Origin of the sequence: Paenibacillus sp. FSL M8-0212 (genome assembly GCF_038004645.1) — a bacterium.
Taxonomy (GTDB): domain Bacteria; phylum Bacillota; class Bacilli; order Paenibacillales; family Paenibacillaceae; genus Paenibacillus.
Genome location: NZ_JBBORP010000001.1, coordinates 3,047,672 through 3,062,589, shown reverse-complemented (window position 1 = coordinate 3,062,589; position 14,918 = coordinate 3,047,672). Strand labels below are relative to the sequence as shown.

The window sequence follows — 14,918 nt, the reverse complement described above, 5'->3', positions numbered from 1 at the left end:
GCCCCAAGCCCATTATATACATATATGATCTAGTCCATTCTTATAACTGCCCACCCAGGATGGCATTTGCCCGCTCACGGAAATCCTTCGCCGCCTGCTCAGGCGTAATTTTGCCAAACAGTAGCAGATCATACAACTCACGTAGCACCGCAGTGACCTCAGGTGCACCTACAGGATCAGGCGGGTCCATCTGAGTGCTGTTATCCACAACCCAATCAATATAGTCAAACACTTGCGCCAGCTCCGGTTCAACCACCAGCTTCATCCGCTCTTTGACACTGGATGAGACGGGCACCCCCCGCTCCCCTTTGAGAAGCAGATTGGCATCCAAATCATTCACAAAAAAGCTGATGAACTTGGCAGCTTCCTCCTTATGTCTGGAATTACCCGCCATGGAGAAAAACATGCCTGGCTTCAAGAACAATCCATCCTGGCTGTTTGGCCCAGGCATTGGGGAGATGGTTAAGGGTTTGCCATAACGCTGAGCGGTGCTGATAAATTGGTTGGAATACCCCCAGCTAAACAAAGCCTCTCCCAGATAAAACGGGTCGTTATCAGGCTGGCCAATATCTGATGTCCAGATATCCGGTGCAAAAATAAGCTTCTTCTCCGCGAGCTGCTGCATCCTGCCAAAGTATTCAATAAACAACGCATCATCTTCATAACCCAATCCCTTGCCATCCTCCGCGTACAGCTTGGAACCGTACTGTCTCAAGTAATACGCGAAAAACTGTTCGGGCGTGAAATAGGTTCCCAGATAGATGCCTTTTCCGAGCAATTGCTCGCCCATTCGGTCAAAATCCGCCCATGTCCACGTATCCGTTGGCAATTCAATATCATTGGCCTTTAACACTTCCGGATCATAGATGCTGAGCATGGCGTTAACCCCCAAACTGAGACCATAGGTCTTTCCATTCAGGCTACCACTCTCCAGCTGTTCCTTCTCAATATCTGTCGTGTCGATCAGTCCGCTCTGCATGTACGGCGTCATGTCCTCCAACAGTTGCAGCGAGCTATACTGGGACAGATAGGAGATGTCCATCTGAATAATGTCGGGCAACGCATTGCCTGCTGCATGTGGGGCAAGTTTTCTCCAGTATTCATTGAAACTGCTATATTCGTATTCGATGTTCACATGTGGATTCAACTTCTCATACAGGTCGATAACGGCTATCGTTGCATTGTTGCGGAACTCCCCACCCCACCAAGCGATTCGCAGTGTTATCGGCTCTTCGTCCACAATCATGCCTGGCCTTTGATCCAACTGGTTCACGCAGCCAGGAAGAGTCAGCATAAGACAGAGTATGCCTATCATTCGCATCCATCTTCCCATAGCTTCTCCTCCTTACCTGGTGATGGGGGTGGCAGCAGCACCGTTACTCTCGTTCCATGCCCCGGCTTGCTCTCCAGCAGAACATCATATTCTTCGCCAAAAGCCAGACGTACCCGCTCCCTGATATTCAGCAGACCAATACCTGTGCCTCTGGTTTTCACTTCACCGCGCAGCACCTGTTCCACATATTCGGGTTCCATGCCGGGACCGTGATCCTCCACGATAAGGGCCAGCTTGCCACCTGATATCTCGGCATACACTCGAATCAGACATGATCCAACCTGTGGTTCCAAACCGTATTGAATGGCATTCTCCAGTAGCGGCTGTAGGGTCAACTTGGGAATGGCACAACCCAGATAAGAAGCAGGCACATCCATACGGAAATCCAGCCGCTGCCGGAAACGGTAGGTCTGAATGGTGATGTAATGATTGACAATCTCCAGTTCTTCGGCAATGGTAATGATATTTTGCTTGAAGCTGATGGAGGAACGCAGCAAATACCCAAGTGACAGCACCATACTGGAGATTTGCTCCTGCCTGTTCTTTTTGGCGAGCCAATGGATCGAGTCCAGCGCATTATACAGAAAGTGAGGATTGATCTGCGCCTGCAGCGCCTTGAACTCCGTTTCTTTAATGACCAGCTGGCTTGCATAATTTTCTTTGATCAATGTATTAATATGTGTAATCATCAGTCGATACGTACGCTGTAGTAACCCCAATTCATCCATGTGCTGGTGTGTTGGAATGGACAGATTGGCATCCATATTCTCCAGATCCCCATACTGTACTTCCTTCATCTGACTGATGAGCTGCCTGATCGGCCTTGTCAGACTTCGTGCGAACACCATACCAAGCGCGAGAACAACCAGAATGGCGATAAGATAAACGACGACCAAACTATTTTTCAACCATATAATACGTTCAAAAATTTCATCATAAGAGGCCATATTATAATACACCCAGCCGGTGTATGCGGATTTCTTCTGGGAAAGAAATATCTCCCTCCCATCCAGATTCTTGATCTCATATCCCCCACTGCCTGGAAGTGGATTCAGTCCAGCGGACACCGCTTCAGGAAGCTGACGATAAGGATAGACAACTTCACTGCCTGCTTTTAAAATAATGTCACTGTCCTGGCTGTCAATGCCCGCATACTCCTCAACGAGTCGCTCGATATTAATACGCAGAAACAGTATACCTACAGGTTCCAGGGTCATCGGTTCGTAGGCTCGCACCTGACGCACCATAACCAGCATCGGGTCATCGTCATCCGGGTATAACCAGCGTACTGCACCATTGGCCTGCTCCGCAGCCGCAATCATCCGATCATACTTTTCCGGGGATACAGTTAGTGTCTCGCCATATTTATTCACTCTTCCCCTGGAATCAATCAGATGAACGGACTGCACATAACGTGCAGCCCCACTAATATGCTCCCATAGCCGATCCGTGATCTTTTTTCGTTCAATAAAGCTTGAATATGCGCTATCATCATCCAACAACGACTTCAAGGCTCTTTGAATCTGCGTATCGGAGATCATATTTAATGATAACGCTTCCAACTTCTGAATTTCAACATCCACTGTAGACGAAGAAAGGTTCAGAAGTCGGGACGACTTATCAAACAGCTGTTTGTCATACACCGAGTACGTATAATACAAGGACCCAAACGCCAGGATGATGATAAACGCCATCATGAACATAATCATCAGAAACATTTTCATTTTGATGCTGAGTTTGCGGTAGGCTGTCATGACCAAAGCGCTCCTTTGAACCACGTGATACTACTAGGTATATCACATGCAGGAAGGTTTTCCCAAAGTTTTAGCGCTCGATTTCTCACGTATTATTTGGACTGATATCGGTCATAGGCCGCCTGATGAACCTCAATCGCCCGGTCAATGCCCATGCTCTTGATTGTTTCGGCCATCGTGTCAAATTCGGTGATCGGCTTCTGTCCGCTAATGATGGCAGTCATCGTTTCATTCAAATACGTATTCACCTGGCTCATGATGGACGTACTTGTGGTCACCTCATCTGTTGACAAACGAATTGGAGGAAGCGTTAAAGCTGAGCTTGCTTTCATCCATTCCGCATTCGCGGCACGTTGTCCGTCGTCAAATAGTAAGGCATCCAAATAACGACTATCCTGATTGATCGGACCGTCCATAATGGATAAGGCATAAGAAGCCAGTGCCTGATCATACGTCAGACCGTTCGGATTATTAATGATGGTATCTGTGAATTTGACACCTTCCCCGTCACGAACATAACTGTCATTTTCGATACCAAAGTTGAACAGATCACTACCCTCTTCGCTATAGTTGTAGTCCATCCACTGTACAATATATTTCAGTTTGTCTTCGTCCGCGGAAGCCGTAATGGCCTCACCATAAGTCAATACTTTAGCATCCAGATTAAATGTCGCATAGGACGTTCCATCCGGAGATACAGGCCACGGTACGCCGGTTACATTAAAGTTCGGATCCGTATCTCTCATCAGATTGAAGTATTTCCCCATACCGCTGAACACACCACCCTGATATGCGCCTGCCAGATTGCTGGTGACCTTGTAATCGAAAGCTTTACCGTCATTGGTCATGATCTCGGGATCAATCAGCCCTTCCTTGTACCACTTAGCCATGGTCTCCAAGAAATCACGGTAGCCCGGCTGAATCGGTCCAAACTCCACCTTGTCTCCATTCATCTGGAAGCCACCAATTACACCAAAGGCCGCGGCAAAATCATGGAGCTTGGTCAGGTTACCCGGCCCCCAGTTTCCTGTGAATGGCAGCTCATCTGGCTTGCCGTTGCCGTTAGGGTCCTGTTCCTTAAATGCCTTGAGTACCGTATACCACTCATCAATGTTCGTAGGTACCTTAAGGTTCAATGCATCAAGCCAATCCTGGCGCATAATTAAACCGGAAGTGGCATTTAGCTTCAAAGCATTCAGCTTGAGCAGCGGGAACATATAGATCGTGCCATCATCGAGTGCAATCTGTTTCTTCACATCCGGATCGGATTCAATAATCCGCTTTAAGTTCGGTGCATAACTGTCGATCAGTTCGTTCAATCGAATGATTCGACCGTCCTTGATCATTTTTTCCGGTCCGCCAACGGCATCCGCCCAGTTATAATAAATGACATCCGGCAGCTCCTTCGTGGAGATCAGCAGATTGAACTGGTCACGCTGTTGTCCAAGCGGAGGATGTGTGAACTTCACTTTTATGCCTGTCAGCTTCTCCTTTTCCTTATAAGCCGCCATATCGCCAAAATTGTTCAAGGAAGCTGTCAGTTTGGCATCATTGGCGCGCCAATAGTCAATGGTAAATGGCTCACTTGTAATCGGTAGCGGAATCTCGGTCAACGCCTGAACCGCAGGTTCTGTTCCTTCTGCTGGCTCTGCGGTACCTGGTTCATTATCACCCGTACAGCCCGCCAGTAAAGATATGGTAAGTAGCGATGACAACAGGATGGACCCCATTCTTTTTTTCACTTAATTCGCCTCCATAGGATACATTTTTTATTGTTTCACAGCACCGATTAGAGCGCCCTGAACAAAATAACGTTGGATGAACGGATATACCAGCATAATCGGCAGTGTGGAGATAATAATAGTCGCATATTTGATGTTCTCCCCAATGGCAAATCCGGTATCGGCGCCAGCGCCCATGGCCTCTGTACTGCTGCTGATCAGAATATCACGCATAATAATCTGGATCGGATACAACTCCTGACTGCGCAGGTAGAGCATCGGTCCGACATAATCATTCCAATGGTCAACCGCATAATACAGCATCATGACCGCCAGGATTGGCTTTGACAAAGGCAGTACAATTCGGAACAAAATCAGAAAGTCATTGGCACCATCAAGCTTCGCCGATTCGATCAGACTGATCGGAATGCCTTCAAAGTTTGTTTTCATAATTAGGAAATAAAACGTGCTGATGGCACCCGGAATAATAAGCGCAAAACGGGTATCCACCATGCCCAGATTCTGAATCAGCAGAAAAGTTGGAATCATACCCCCGCCGAAAAACATCGTGAACGTAATTAACTTCATCAGCGTTTTTCTGCCCATCAGATCACCACGTGACAGCCCATATGCAGCCAGCGAAGTCATGAGCAGATTGATGGCTGTACCCACCACAACATAGAACAAGGTGTTCATATATCCCGTATAGATGCGAGTATCCTGAAATACCGACTTGTATGCTCCAAGCTGAAAACCTTCTGGAATGAGCATCAGTGAACGGGAACGCAGCATCTGGTCCGGGTCGCTGATTGAAGAATTGAACACGTACAGCATCGGGTAAAAGCATAAAACCATGATCACGAAGAGCAGCAGTGTATTAAATACATCAAAAAGTCGTTCCCCTATAGACTGTTTCATCGCTTCACCTTCCGATTACCATAGACTGGTTGAGTTAAGCTTTCTGCTGATCGCATTTGCGATAATAAGTAGCGCGAAATTAATGACGCCATTGAAAAGTCCGATGGCGGTTGAATACGTATAGTTCCCCTCCAAAATACCGGATCGATAAACAAAGGTGGATATGACATCCGATGTCTCATAGGTCGGTGCCGTTTGCATCAGCAATATTTTCTGAAAATCCGCGTTCATGACCGCCCCCATACGCAGAATTAACATGATCACAATCGTGGGCATGATGCCCGGCAGTGTAATATGTAACAGCTGTCTCCACCGGCCTGCGCCGTCAATTTTGGAAGCTTCATACAACTGAGGATCAATACCACTTAGTGCTGCCAAAAAGATAATCGAGGCCCAGCCTGCGCCCTGCCATATGTTGGACAGGATGTACATCGGACGGAACATATCTTTTTCCGCCAAAAACATGATCGGCTGCAGATCGAAAAAGTCACGAATGACGTTAAATAACCCACCGTCCAGAGATGAGAACGTTTTTAACATTCCAACCACAACGACAACCGAGATGAAATGCGGCATATAACTTATGGTCTGTACTGCACCTCTGAACCACTTCCTCCGGACTTCATTCAGTAGCAGTGCTAGTAGAATCGGAGCCGGGAAACCAAACACAATACTGTAAAAACTCAAAATCAGTGTGTTCTTAATCAGTCGCCAGAAATAATAACTTTCAAAAAACATGGTGAAGTTGTCAAATCCAACCCATTCGCCTGCCAAGATTCCTTTGATCGGGTTGTAGGATTCCTGAAATGCCATCAGTAGCCCGTACATTGGCCCATAGCTGAAAATCAGATAGTAGGCTACCACAGGAACGAGCATCAGATAAACGTATCTGTTGCGGACAAGTTCCTTTTTCACCGAACTCCATTTGCCAGCTGCCTTCAAACGCCCAGGTTCAATCCCCCGGCTTCGATTCAGCTCCATCCACTCAACCTCCACTCTCGATGTTCATTCACTAACATGACACTTCTAATGATAGAAGCGAGCGCCTTTTCTTCCCATGCTCATTTCCGATAAATGGATGTTCAAAACCGAGTTCCGTCCGACAAAAAAAGACCCTGCTGCCGATGAATGGCGTACAGGGCCCGATCACAGATTAGATGTAGATCGGATATAAAGATTAGCTATGTAGAAGCGACAGCAACGCTGTCCTAGGGTACTTTTTTATACTCGGAAGGGGAGAAGCCCGTGTATTTCTTGAACATTTTGCTGAAATACGGCCAGTTGGCACCAAACCCTGTCTGCTCGGCAAGCGAGGATACAGTGCAGTTCCCGTCCTGCTCCAGAAGTTCCAATGCTTTGCGGATGCGGTAGCTTAACACATAGTTCGTAAATTTCTCACCGGTTTCTTTTTTGAACATTTTGCCAATGTAGTCTGGATTCATGTATATTTCCCCAGCGATGGACTGGAGTGTTAATGTCTCGTCCCTGTAGCGCTTCTCTACCAACTGTTTCACACTGCCTACCATCTGCGATTGTCTGGAGCGGTGTTGTTCGTAACGGCGAAGCGTGATTTCCTTGGCAACGGCAAGCAGAAACTGTTGAAAAGAATGCAGGGTGCTGGATTCTATCATGCCTGGCAACTGGTCCATATACCTTTTCATCTCGGCAGAGCCACTGAGTCGAATCATCTCCATAAACATCTGAATAAGATAGGACTTCGTTTGGGATATATCGTATCGCAAGCTGGCCAGCAGCTGAAACATCCGGTTCAGCTCTGATCCCACTTCCTGCCAGTGTCCCGCCTTGATTGCAGTAACCATCCGCTCCGGATCGTATTCGAATTCAGGAAGAATGCGTTCTCCGGGAGAGTAAATATCCCGTTCCATAATGAGACTGCCCTCACCGAGGTAAAAGCGGTAATTGAGATAAACCAGCGTCTGCATGTACAAATGGCGTGCCTGCGAGAGGTCTCCTGGCTCGCTTAGCGCTATCGTGAGATCATCATGATAATATCGGGTAAATGTGGCGCGAATCTCATCGATATTATGGAACAACTGCGTTTCAGACAACTTATCCTCCATAATAAGTAGCACATGCCTTCCAACCGTGGCACTTAAGATCGGATTATGAAAAATATCCTCGGCAATGTTCTTCACCGCGAACAAGTGCAGATACTCATGATCCCTCTCAATCTCTACCAACAGCAATCGCACACGTTGATCCTGAAATTGTACATCGAACAATTCCTCGAAATATTTCCACTCCTTGGCCCCATACGTTCTGTTGGTCACCAGCTCTTTCAGAAAATATTCCTTTGCATGCGGCAGTACACGCTCCAGATTATATTGGATCGACTGTACAAAGCGCTCTTGATCGGTCAACTCCCGCTTCTCACTGACCAATTCACTAATAGCCTGTACAAGATGCTCCTCGCTGCAGGGCTTGAGCAAATAGTGCTTCACTCCATAATGCATGGCCGTCTTCGCATATTCAAATTCCGTAAAACCCGTAAGCATGATAAACGAGATATGCTGATACTTCTCGGCCACTGCTTCAACCAGCTGTAACCCATCCATGCCCGGCATGCGAATGTCCGAGATGATAATATCCGGACGTTGCCGCTCAATTGAAGCAAGCGCTTCCAATCCATCTTGAGCAATGCCGATCAGTTCTGTTCCTAATCGGGTCCAGTTCACAACACTGGAGATCCCGTCCGAGATCATAAATTCATCATCGACCAACAAAACCTTGTACATCGTATGCATCCCCCTGCCTTTAACCAGATCCATTCTATTATATGGGCATTATGCACAAATAGAGGCAAGGACATTGAATGACATGGAATTACATCCTAACAAGTCTGATTTCTGAACATTTGTATCACATGCGAAGTTATTGACTACTGAATCATGATCTATGTTGATCCTTCGTTCAAACCAAACAACCCTCACCCTGCCACAGGGTGAAGGTTGGTCGTTGCTATGCAAATGTGGGCTATCTAGGTAACCCTGTATGCCCAGATTGATTTATTTTTTTACCGCGTGAATGAAATGTATCGTTTCAAATGCCCTTAGATGATCGGTTCGATCCTGGAAAAACTGTTCCTGAATCGCCTCCGGAGTCAGATGCTCATAGATAAGCAATCCCGCTTCATCAAGCAAGGCCTCCATCTCCGCATATGCATACCCGGATTGCATCGGCTCACCGCCAGCTGCTGCCATCTGGATCATATGGTCCACGCGATTAGATATGCCCTTTGTTTCAAAAAGATGTTCGTCAGCGTAGTCAAAAACAATTGAACTGCCGGAAGGCAGTTTCGTAAACAACACTTGTAACAACCGGGACAAGTCTTCTTTGGTCAAGTAAAAAGAGACGCCAAGTAAACTCACAAAGGATTTCTCGCTGCTTAACTCTTCAGTCACGAGTGTTATAAGAGAATCCTTATCGGTCAAATCCATAGCTACAAAGTGCAGATTGGATGGAATAGGTAGTTTCGCGGACGACAGCCGACTGCGTTTGAATTGCTGTGTGGCTGGGATATCCACTTCAATGATGTTCAGTCTATCCTTTAATTCCGGATACCGAAACGCAAACGTATCCAGACCGGCTCCAAGTATTACATATTGCGTGCCTCCCAATGCCATTTCATGAAGCAGCACTCGTTCGCAATATGCGGCACGTGCCAAGGGGGTTGGAGCAAGCTGGGTCTGTACAATCCACCTCAGTATCTCATCCGGGTCGTCCTTGATCAGATGAGCCATGTCCGGGTTGAAAAAATGGATACCTTGAATCATATTCTCACGGATATCCGAAAACTCTTGAGGAGTGATAAGCGCACTGGCTATATAATCATCCAAAATAAGAGGTGTATCGTATTGGCAGTGGTAAGATCGACCAAAAGCCGAAATCAAGGATGTAATGCTGGACTCATTTTGCTTCATCATATTTCATCCTCCCGTACAAACAAAAATAAGATTCCCCCTGGCCAGGAGAACCTTAGTATATACGGAATATTTTAATATGTAAATTATAGCATAAAAAGATTTTTTTGTCAATATAAATCTAAGGGATAATCTGACAGGTTAAAGTAGCTTTCTTTTCTCCTCCACTCTAACCTGTCCTCTCCCTTCATCATACGACTCAGCCCAAAAAGGCTAGGCGTCCATCCCATACTCCTTCACTTCACGGTTACGGTTCAACACTGCGTGCAGTACAAAACCAAGTACCGCAATAGCTGCTGTGCCTGTTGCCAGCCACGCTACCGGAATAAGTCCCTGTTTGTCATACATGACCCCCATCGCATAGGGGCCGATAACCCGTCCAACCGCACCGATCCCACCCGATATCCCGATGTAAAAAGGGGCCGCTCTGCCGGCATGCTCCGAGATAAATGCAGGTGTTGCAGGCGAGATCAACATCTCTCCAAACGTAGCGAGTACCATTGCGAGCACCATGCCCGGATAGCTGTACATGGTAATCATCACAATGTAGGCCATGCCATAGAATACGGCACTCGCGGTCATCTGGGCAGTGGAGGTACGGGCCATGGTCCGTTTCACCCAGCTGGTAAAAGGTTGGCCCACAAAGATCAGCACCCCGTTCAGGGTCCAGAGCAGACCGTACATTCTTTTTTCCATACCCTCAGAAATGATATACGGGGACACACCTGTATTCCAGATGGAGTTGCCGAATAACAGGAAGAGCACGCCCAAGCTCATAAACAGATATAATCGGGTATTACCCAGCAATGCCCAGACGCCCGGCCCATCGGGGACGGTTTTGCGTTTGGTCAGATGTACTTCCCCCTGATCCGGTTCGACCCGCGACAGATAATACCAGAAGAAAATCGCAAACCCGGCTGAGGTCACTCCGTTCAGTACAAAGCTGAGGTGATAGGAAAAGTCAGCCAGAAAACCACTCAGCGCCGTACCAATCGCCACCCCAATATTGTTCGCCACATAGATAATATTGAATAATTCACCGCGTCGCTCCGCAAACCGGAAGCCAATAAAAGCCTGAATCGCTGGCAGCGACAATGAACTGAACAGACCAATCCAGCCCATGGCACATATAAATACGACCCAATACGCACTAATCCAGGGCAGCGCAAACAAACCTAACGCATTAAGCGCCAGTGAGCCAATAATCAGCTTCTTCACGCCCACCCGGTGATACAACGAACCACCAAGCAATTGTCCAAAGATGCCACCCAGGGACTGAATGAGGATTACAAAACCCGCGTTAGCCATCGTCCGTCCTAGCTCATCAAACACATACATCGTGGTCAGCGGCCACATCAAGGCACTGCCGGTTGCATTAACTAAACTTGCTAGTAAAAATACTCTCACTTCTTTTGGATAGTTATCCAGCCATCTCATCATCGTTAAATCATTCTCCTTAGTACCTCTGCACAAACAAATGGCCATAAAAAATAGACCTTTGCCCTGACGGCATAACCATAACCAGCCAGAGCGAAGGTTTTATGAAGTGTTACATCTATTGCACTATAATCCTGCTCAAATTCTAGCCTTTGTTCATCTTACCTCAAAAAAATCAAGCTGCAAGCACACTCATTGACGCTTCACTTCAACAGTGGCCGAGAAGAAGGTAGCACCGTTGCCCATGTCCGACAATCGGTTGGATGTGAGTGAGTTGGCCCGCTGCTTCTTCCCGTCACCATCCCACCATAAGCCTTGGCTGATGACAGTTCCCGGCAGCATGGCTTCACTTACCTTGGCGGTAAGTTCAATGCGCCCACGATCATTCCATACGACCACCGCATCTCCATCCTCCACGTTTCTGCGGGCAGCGTCTTCAGGGTGCATTTGCAATAGAGGCATCTTTTCCAAACGCTGATGTTTGGCTGAATTGCCAAAGGTGGAGTTCAGGAAATTATGGTTTGGCGGCGACAGGAACATCAATGGATAGGTATCGGCAGGTCCAGCCGGATTCTCCCCATCATATCCTTCAACCAGAGCACTATAGGTAGGGAGCGGGGGAAGCCCTCTCTGTTCCATCGTCTCGGAATACAATTCGATTTTGCCTGAAGGCGTGGGCAGCTGATCCAGATATGTAGCATGTGACGTCATATCCAGCTTCACGAATCGATGTTCCTTCAGTCCCTCCAACGTGACCCCATTCATGTAGGGGTTGCCTGTGCCCTGAAGTGCGTCCTCAATCATCTGTTCCGGCGTTTCTCCGAAGATTGCAGGATCATACCCCATAGCCTGCCCAAGCAGTGAGAACAGTTCCACATTGCTCTTGCTCTCCCCAATCGGTGCAATTACCGGCTCTTGCAGATGAACGTACTGATGCCAATAAGAGGTGTACAGGTCCGTCGCTTCAAATGAAGATGTGGCTGGCAATACGATATCTGCATATTTCGCCGTATCCGTGATGAACAGATCATGCACAACCGTGAACAGATCTTCCCGTGCAAAACCTCGCTCCACCCGCTCGGTATCCGGTGCCACCACCAGTGGATTGCTGCAGTAAACCATCATAGCCCGGATCGGCTGCTCTGCTTCCAGCAACGCTTCACCAATCCGGTTCATGTTCACTACTCGCGGCTCCGGATTCTGCCGCAGCTCCGGACGTTCCAGCGCGTCGCTATTCGTGCTCGCGTAGCTGTTGGTGCGAACAGCACCGCCGCCTTGCTTCAGCCATTGCCCTGTAATGGCAGGCAGACAAGCAACGCTACGCACGTTCATCCCCCCATTATCATGGTGCTGGAGGCCATTGCCGATGTGAATATGGGCTGCCTGTGCGTTGCCGTATAGTTCGGCCAGCTCCACAATGGTTTCCTCCGGCACACCCGTAATGCGTGCAACACGTTCAGGGGTGTAACTGCGGACATGATCACGTAGTGCCTCATGACCCACTGTATACTTTTGCATAAACGCTTCATCCGTTAGTCCCCGTTCGAACAGCACATGCATCAAACCCAGCGCTAGTGCGCTATCCGTGCCCGGATACAAAGGAATAAACCAGTCGCCCCATTGGGCCGTACGATTGCGATGAACGTCGATGACGACGATCTTGGCGCCTTTCTTACGGGCTTTCTCCGCCAAAACGACCTGGTGCATATTCGTACTGACGATATTACCGCCCCATACCAGGATGAGATCCGCATGCTCCGTATCTTCCGGCACCGTACCCCGGTTGGCGCCCATCGTATATTTCCAGCCGGTATTTCCAGCAGAGTTACAGATCGTCTGCTCCAGCACACTTGCACCAAGCGCATTGAAGAAACGTCGGTCCATGCCGTCTACGCCGAGAATGCCCATGTTACCGTAAAAGCTGTAGGGCAGGATGCTCTCCGGGCCGTAAGTCTCGGACAATGCAGTGAATCTGGTCGTAATCTCGCGAATCGCTTCATCCCAACTGATTCGTTCGAACTTGCCTTCGCCTTTGGCTCCCACACGTCTCATCGGATATTGTAGACGCTCAGGGTGATACACCCGCTCGGTCATATTTCTGACTTTATTACAAATGGCACCCTTGGTGATCGGATGATCCGGATTGCCTGCCACCTTCACAATTTTACCGTTCTCTTTATGTAGTAACAGACCACAAGTATCCGGACAATCGAGCGGGCATACCGCTGCGAAAATTCCATTCTCCTGATCGATCATCGTATGGCTCCCCCTCTTTAAAAAACTATCCCTATATCATATCTTCTTCGAGGTTAATACGTAAAGAGAACAGTATGTTTTTGCTTCATATTCACTGCTATAGCGGCGTCAAAATATTTTCAAAAAAATGTTTTTTGAGTTTGATTCAACTTCAGAATTCAGGGGTAAATTAAAAATAAGGCATTAGGCTAGTGTTTCCCCACTTCCTCCTCATGCCATATCATGGACCACTCCCGAAATTCGCCATGAACAGGTTTCGTTCCCCCGAACCTTGTCATGGCGAATTTATTTTGCGTTAAACTCCAACAAGGACCCCACACAAAAAAACGATCCCGCCTTGCTCCATCACAGCATATTCGCCATGAATCGAACAAGACCAGAATCGTCTTTACTTCTACATGAATGTTCCATTACCCATGTATACATACGTGTATATATGCCCTGCTACGCCTGCTTGCTCCACATCGCTCTGGCCTCCGTCTCCACAGCTTCGATCGACGTGGCTACCTCCGGTTTCACTTTCGGCTCAGCTTGGCGCAGGTACACCACCCAATAGGCTGCAGCTACAAACAGAGCACCACCAGTCAGATTCCCGAGCCATACCGGAATGAAATTCATCACATATTGGCCCCACGAATAATGTCCTTCGAAGATTGCCGCCGGGATGAGGAACATATTGGCCACAACGTGCTGGAATCCAATCGCGACAAACGCCATCGTTGGAAACCAAATGCCCAGTACCTTGCCACTCATCGTATCCGATGCATAAGATAGCCACACGGCCAGCGCGACCAGCCAGTTACAGCCGATGCCAGAGATGAAAGCTTGCAAGAAGCCGTCATGCAGCTTGTGCCCAGCCATATCCACCACTTTAGCCAGATATACACCCTCTCCTGTCAGACCAAGCACATGTCCAAACGCGTATGCGACAAACAAAGCTCCAACAAAGTTACCAATCGTCACTAAGGTTAGATTTTTCAACATATTACCTACGGATAACTTTCGAGCAATCGTCGCGAGTGGAACTGCCATCATGTTACCTGTCAGCAACTCGCCACCACCGATGAGCACCAAGATTAATCCAACCGGGAACACTGCTGCTCCAATCAGATTAACCAGACTTCCCCACTCAGCTGGAGCAGAAGCAATCACCCGAATATCCAGTAGAAAACCCAGCGCAATAAAAGCCCCTGCCAGAAAACTAAGCACCAGTACAGAAGACACCGGATATTGAGCCTTCTTCATGCCTGTTTGCGCCGTATATTGTGCAACCTCAAGAGGTGTTTTTGCTGCCATATCATTCATCCTCTCCTTCATTGTTTATCATTGGATAAAACCATTTGAAATTCATTAGTTATGCGTTGAATACCATATCCTAATTGTATCTCGGTCCTCAACATAACTTTGTGCAAATTATCACAATATTATTTAAAAATATGCTATAAGAGTGTCCTGAAATAGTTATGACAGCAAAGTATAGTAAGACCTTTTGAAGCTAAAAAATCACAAAAAAGACTGACGATATACTCGCCAGTCTTCTTTTTCCTATATAATCGTC

At 47.6% G+C, this 14,918-nt stretch carries 10 protein-coding genes; all 10 read right to left on the bottom strand.

The annotated features are described in order from the left end of the window. Window positions 1-40: 40 nt before the first annotated feature. The 10 genes from MKX68_RS13595 to MKX68_RS13550 all read right to left on the bottom strand — a co-directional run bounded on the left by MKX68_RS13595 (window position 41) and on the right by MKX68_RS13550 (window position 14,656). Window positions 41-1,333 carry an ABC transporter substrate-binding protein gene (locus MKX68_RS13595; protein ID WP_340912248.1) on the bottom strand — a complete coding sequence of 431 codons (1,293 nt, stop codon included), beginning with the start codon at window positions 1,331-1,333 and terminating at the stop codon, window positions 41-43. Then, window positions 1,312-3,087, bottom strand: a complete 1,776-nt coding sequence (locus MKX68_RS13590; RefSeq protein ID WP_340912246.1) for a sensor histidine kinase — start codon at window positions 3,085-3,087, stop codon at window positions 1,312-1,314. Before MKX68_RS13590 ends, MKX68_RS13595 begins: the two co-directional genes overlap by 22 nt. 92 nt (window positions 3,088-3,179) lie before the next feature. After that, complete coding sequence (locus MKX68_RS13585; protein WP_340912243.1) at window positions 3,180-4,829, bottom strand: ABC transporter substrate-binding protein; 1,650 nt, start codon at window positions 4,827-4,829, stop codon at window positions 3,180-3,182. 27 nt (window positions 4,830-4,856) lie between these two features. Then, the gene (locus MKX68_RS13580; RefSeq protein ID WP_340912237.1) at window positions 4,857-5,726 is read right to left on the bottom strand and encodes a carbohydrate ABC transporter permease; all 870 of its coding nucleotides are present in this window, start codon (window positions 5,724-5,726) and stop codon (window positions 4,857-4,859) included. A gap of 15 nt (window positions 5,727-5,741) precedes the next feature. Next, on the bottom strand, window positions 5,742-6,602 hold the full coding sequence (locus MKX68_RS13575) for an ABC transporter permease (protein ID WP_445671119.1): 861 nt from the start codon (window positions 6,600-6,602) through the stop codon (window positions 5,742-5,744). 332 nt (window positions 6,603-6,934) lie between these two features. After that, a complete protein-coding gene (locus MKX68_RS13570) occupies window positions 6,935-8,482 on the bottom strand; it encodes a response regulator (RefSeq protein WP_340912232.1) in 1,548 nt (515 codons plus the stop codon). Between the two features lie 270 nt (window positions 8,483-8,752). Further along, entirely contained in the window at window positions 8,753-9,667 is a 915-nt protein-coding gene (locus MKX68_RS13565; protein WP_340915384.1) for a class I SAM-dependent methyltransferase, read from the bottom strand. 213 nt (window positions 9,668-9,880) lie between these two features. After that, the gene (locus MKX68_RS13560; RefSeq protein WP_076253731.1) at window positions 9,881-11,104 is read right to left on the bottom strand and encodes an MFS transporter; all 1,224 of its coding nucleotides are present in this window, start codon (window positions 11,102-11,104) and stop codon (window positions 9,881-9,883) included. Window positions 11,105-11,296: 192 nt separating this feature from the next. Then, window positions 11,297-13,360: a molybdopterin-containing oxidoreductase family protein gene (locus MKX68_RS13555; RefSeq protein ID WP_340912230.1), complete on the bottom strand. Its 2,064-nt coding sequence runs from the start codon at window positions 13,358-13,360 to the stop codon at window positions 11,297-11,299. Between the two features lie 444 nt (window positions 13,361-13,804). Then, on the bottom strand, window positions 13,805-14,656 hold the full coding sequence (locus MKX68_RS13550; protein ID WP_338588850.1) for a formate/nitrite transporter family protein: 852 nt from the start codon (window positions 14,654-14,656) through the stop codon (window positions 13,805-13,807). Window positions 14,657-14,918: the final 262 nt, after the last annotated feature.

What these genes read in the sequence shown, in the direction of transcription:
- MKX68_RS13595 (WP_340912248.1), bottom strand. Translation starts at nt 1,333, where the DNA reads ATGGGAAGATGGATGCGAATGATAGGCATACTCTGTCTTATGCTGACT.
- MKX68_RS13590 (WP_340912246.1), bottom strand. Translation starts at nt 3,087, where the DNA reads ATGACAGCCTACCGCAAACTCAGCATCAAAATGAAAATGTTTCTGATG.
- MKX68_RS13580 (WP_340912237.1), bottom strand. Translation starts at nt 5,726, where the DNA reads ATGAAACAGTCTATAGGGGAACGACTTTTTGATGTATTTAATACACTG.
- MKX68_RS13575 (WP_445671119.1), bottom strand. Translation starts at nt 6,602, where the DNA reads ATGCTCGTTCCTGTGGTAGCCTACTATCTGATTTTCAGCTATGGGCCA.
- MKX68_RS13570 (WP_340912232.1), bottom strand. Translation starts at nt 8,482, where the DNA reads ATGTACAAGGTTTTGTTGGTCGATGATGAATTTATGATCTCGGACGGG.
- MKX68_RS13565 (WP_340915384.1), bottom strand. Translation starts at nt 9,667, where the DNA reads ATGAAGCAAAATGAGTCCAGCATTACATCCTTGATTTCGGCTTTTGGT.
- MKX68_RS13560 (WP_076253731.1), bottom strand. Translation starts at nt 11,104, where the DNA reads ATGAGATGGCTGGATAACTATCCAAAAGAAGTGAGAGTATTTTTACTA.
- MKX68_RS13555 (WP_340912230.1), bottom strand. Translation starts at nt 13,360, where the DNA reads ATGATCGATCAGGAGAATGGAATTTTCGCAGCGGTATGCCCGCTCGAT.
- MKX68_RS13550 (WP_338588850.1), bottom strand. Translation starts at nt 14,656, where the DNA reads ATGGCAGCAAAAACACCTCTTGAGGTTGCACAATATACGGCGCAAACA.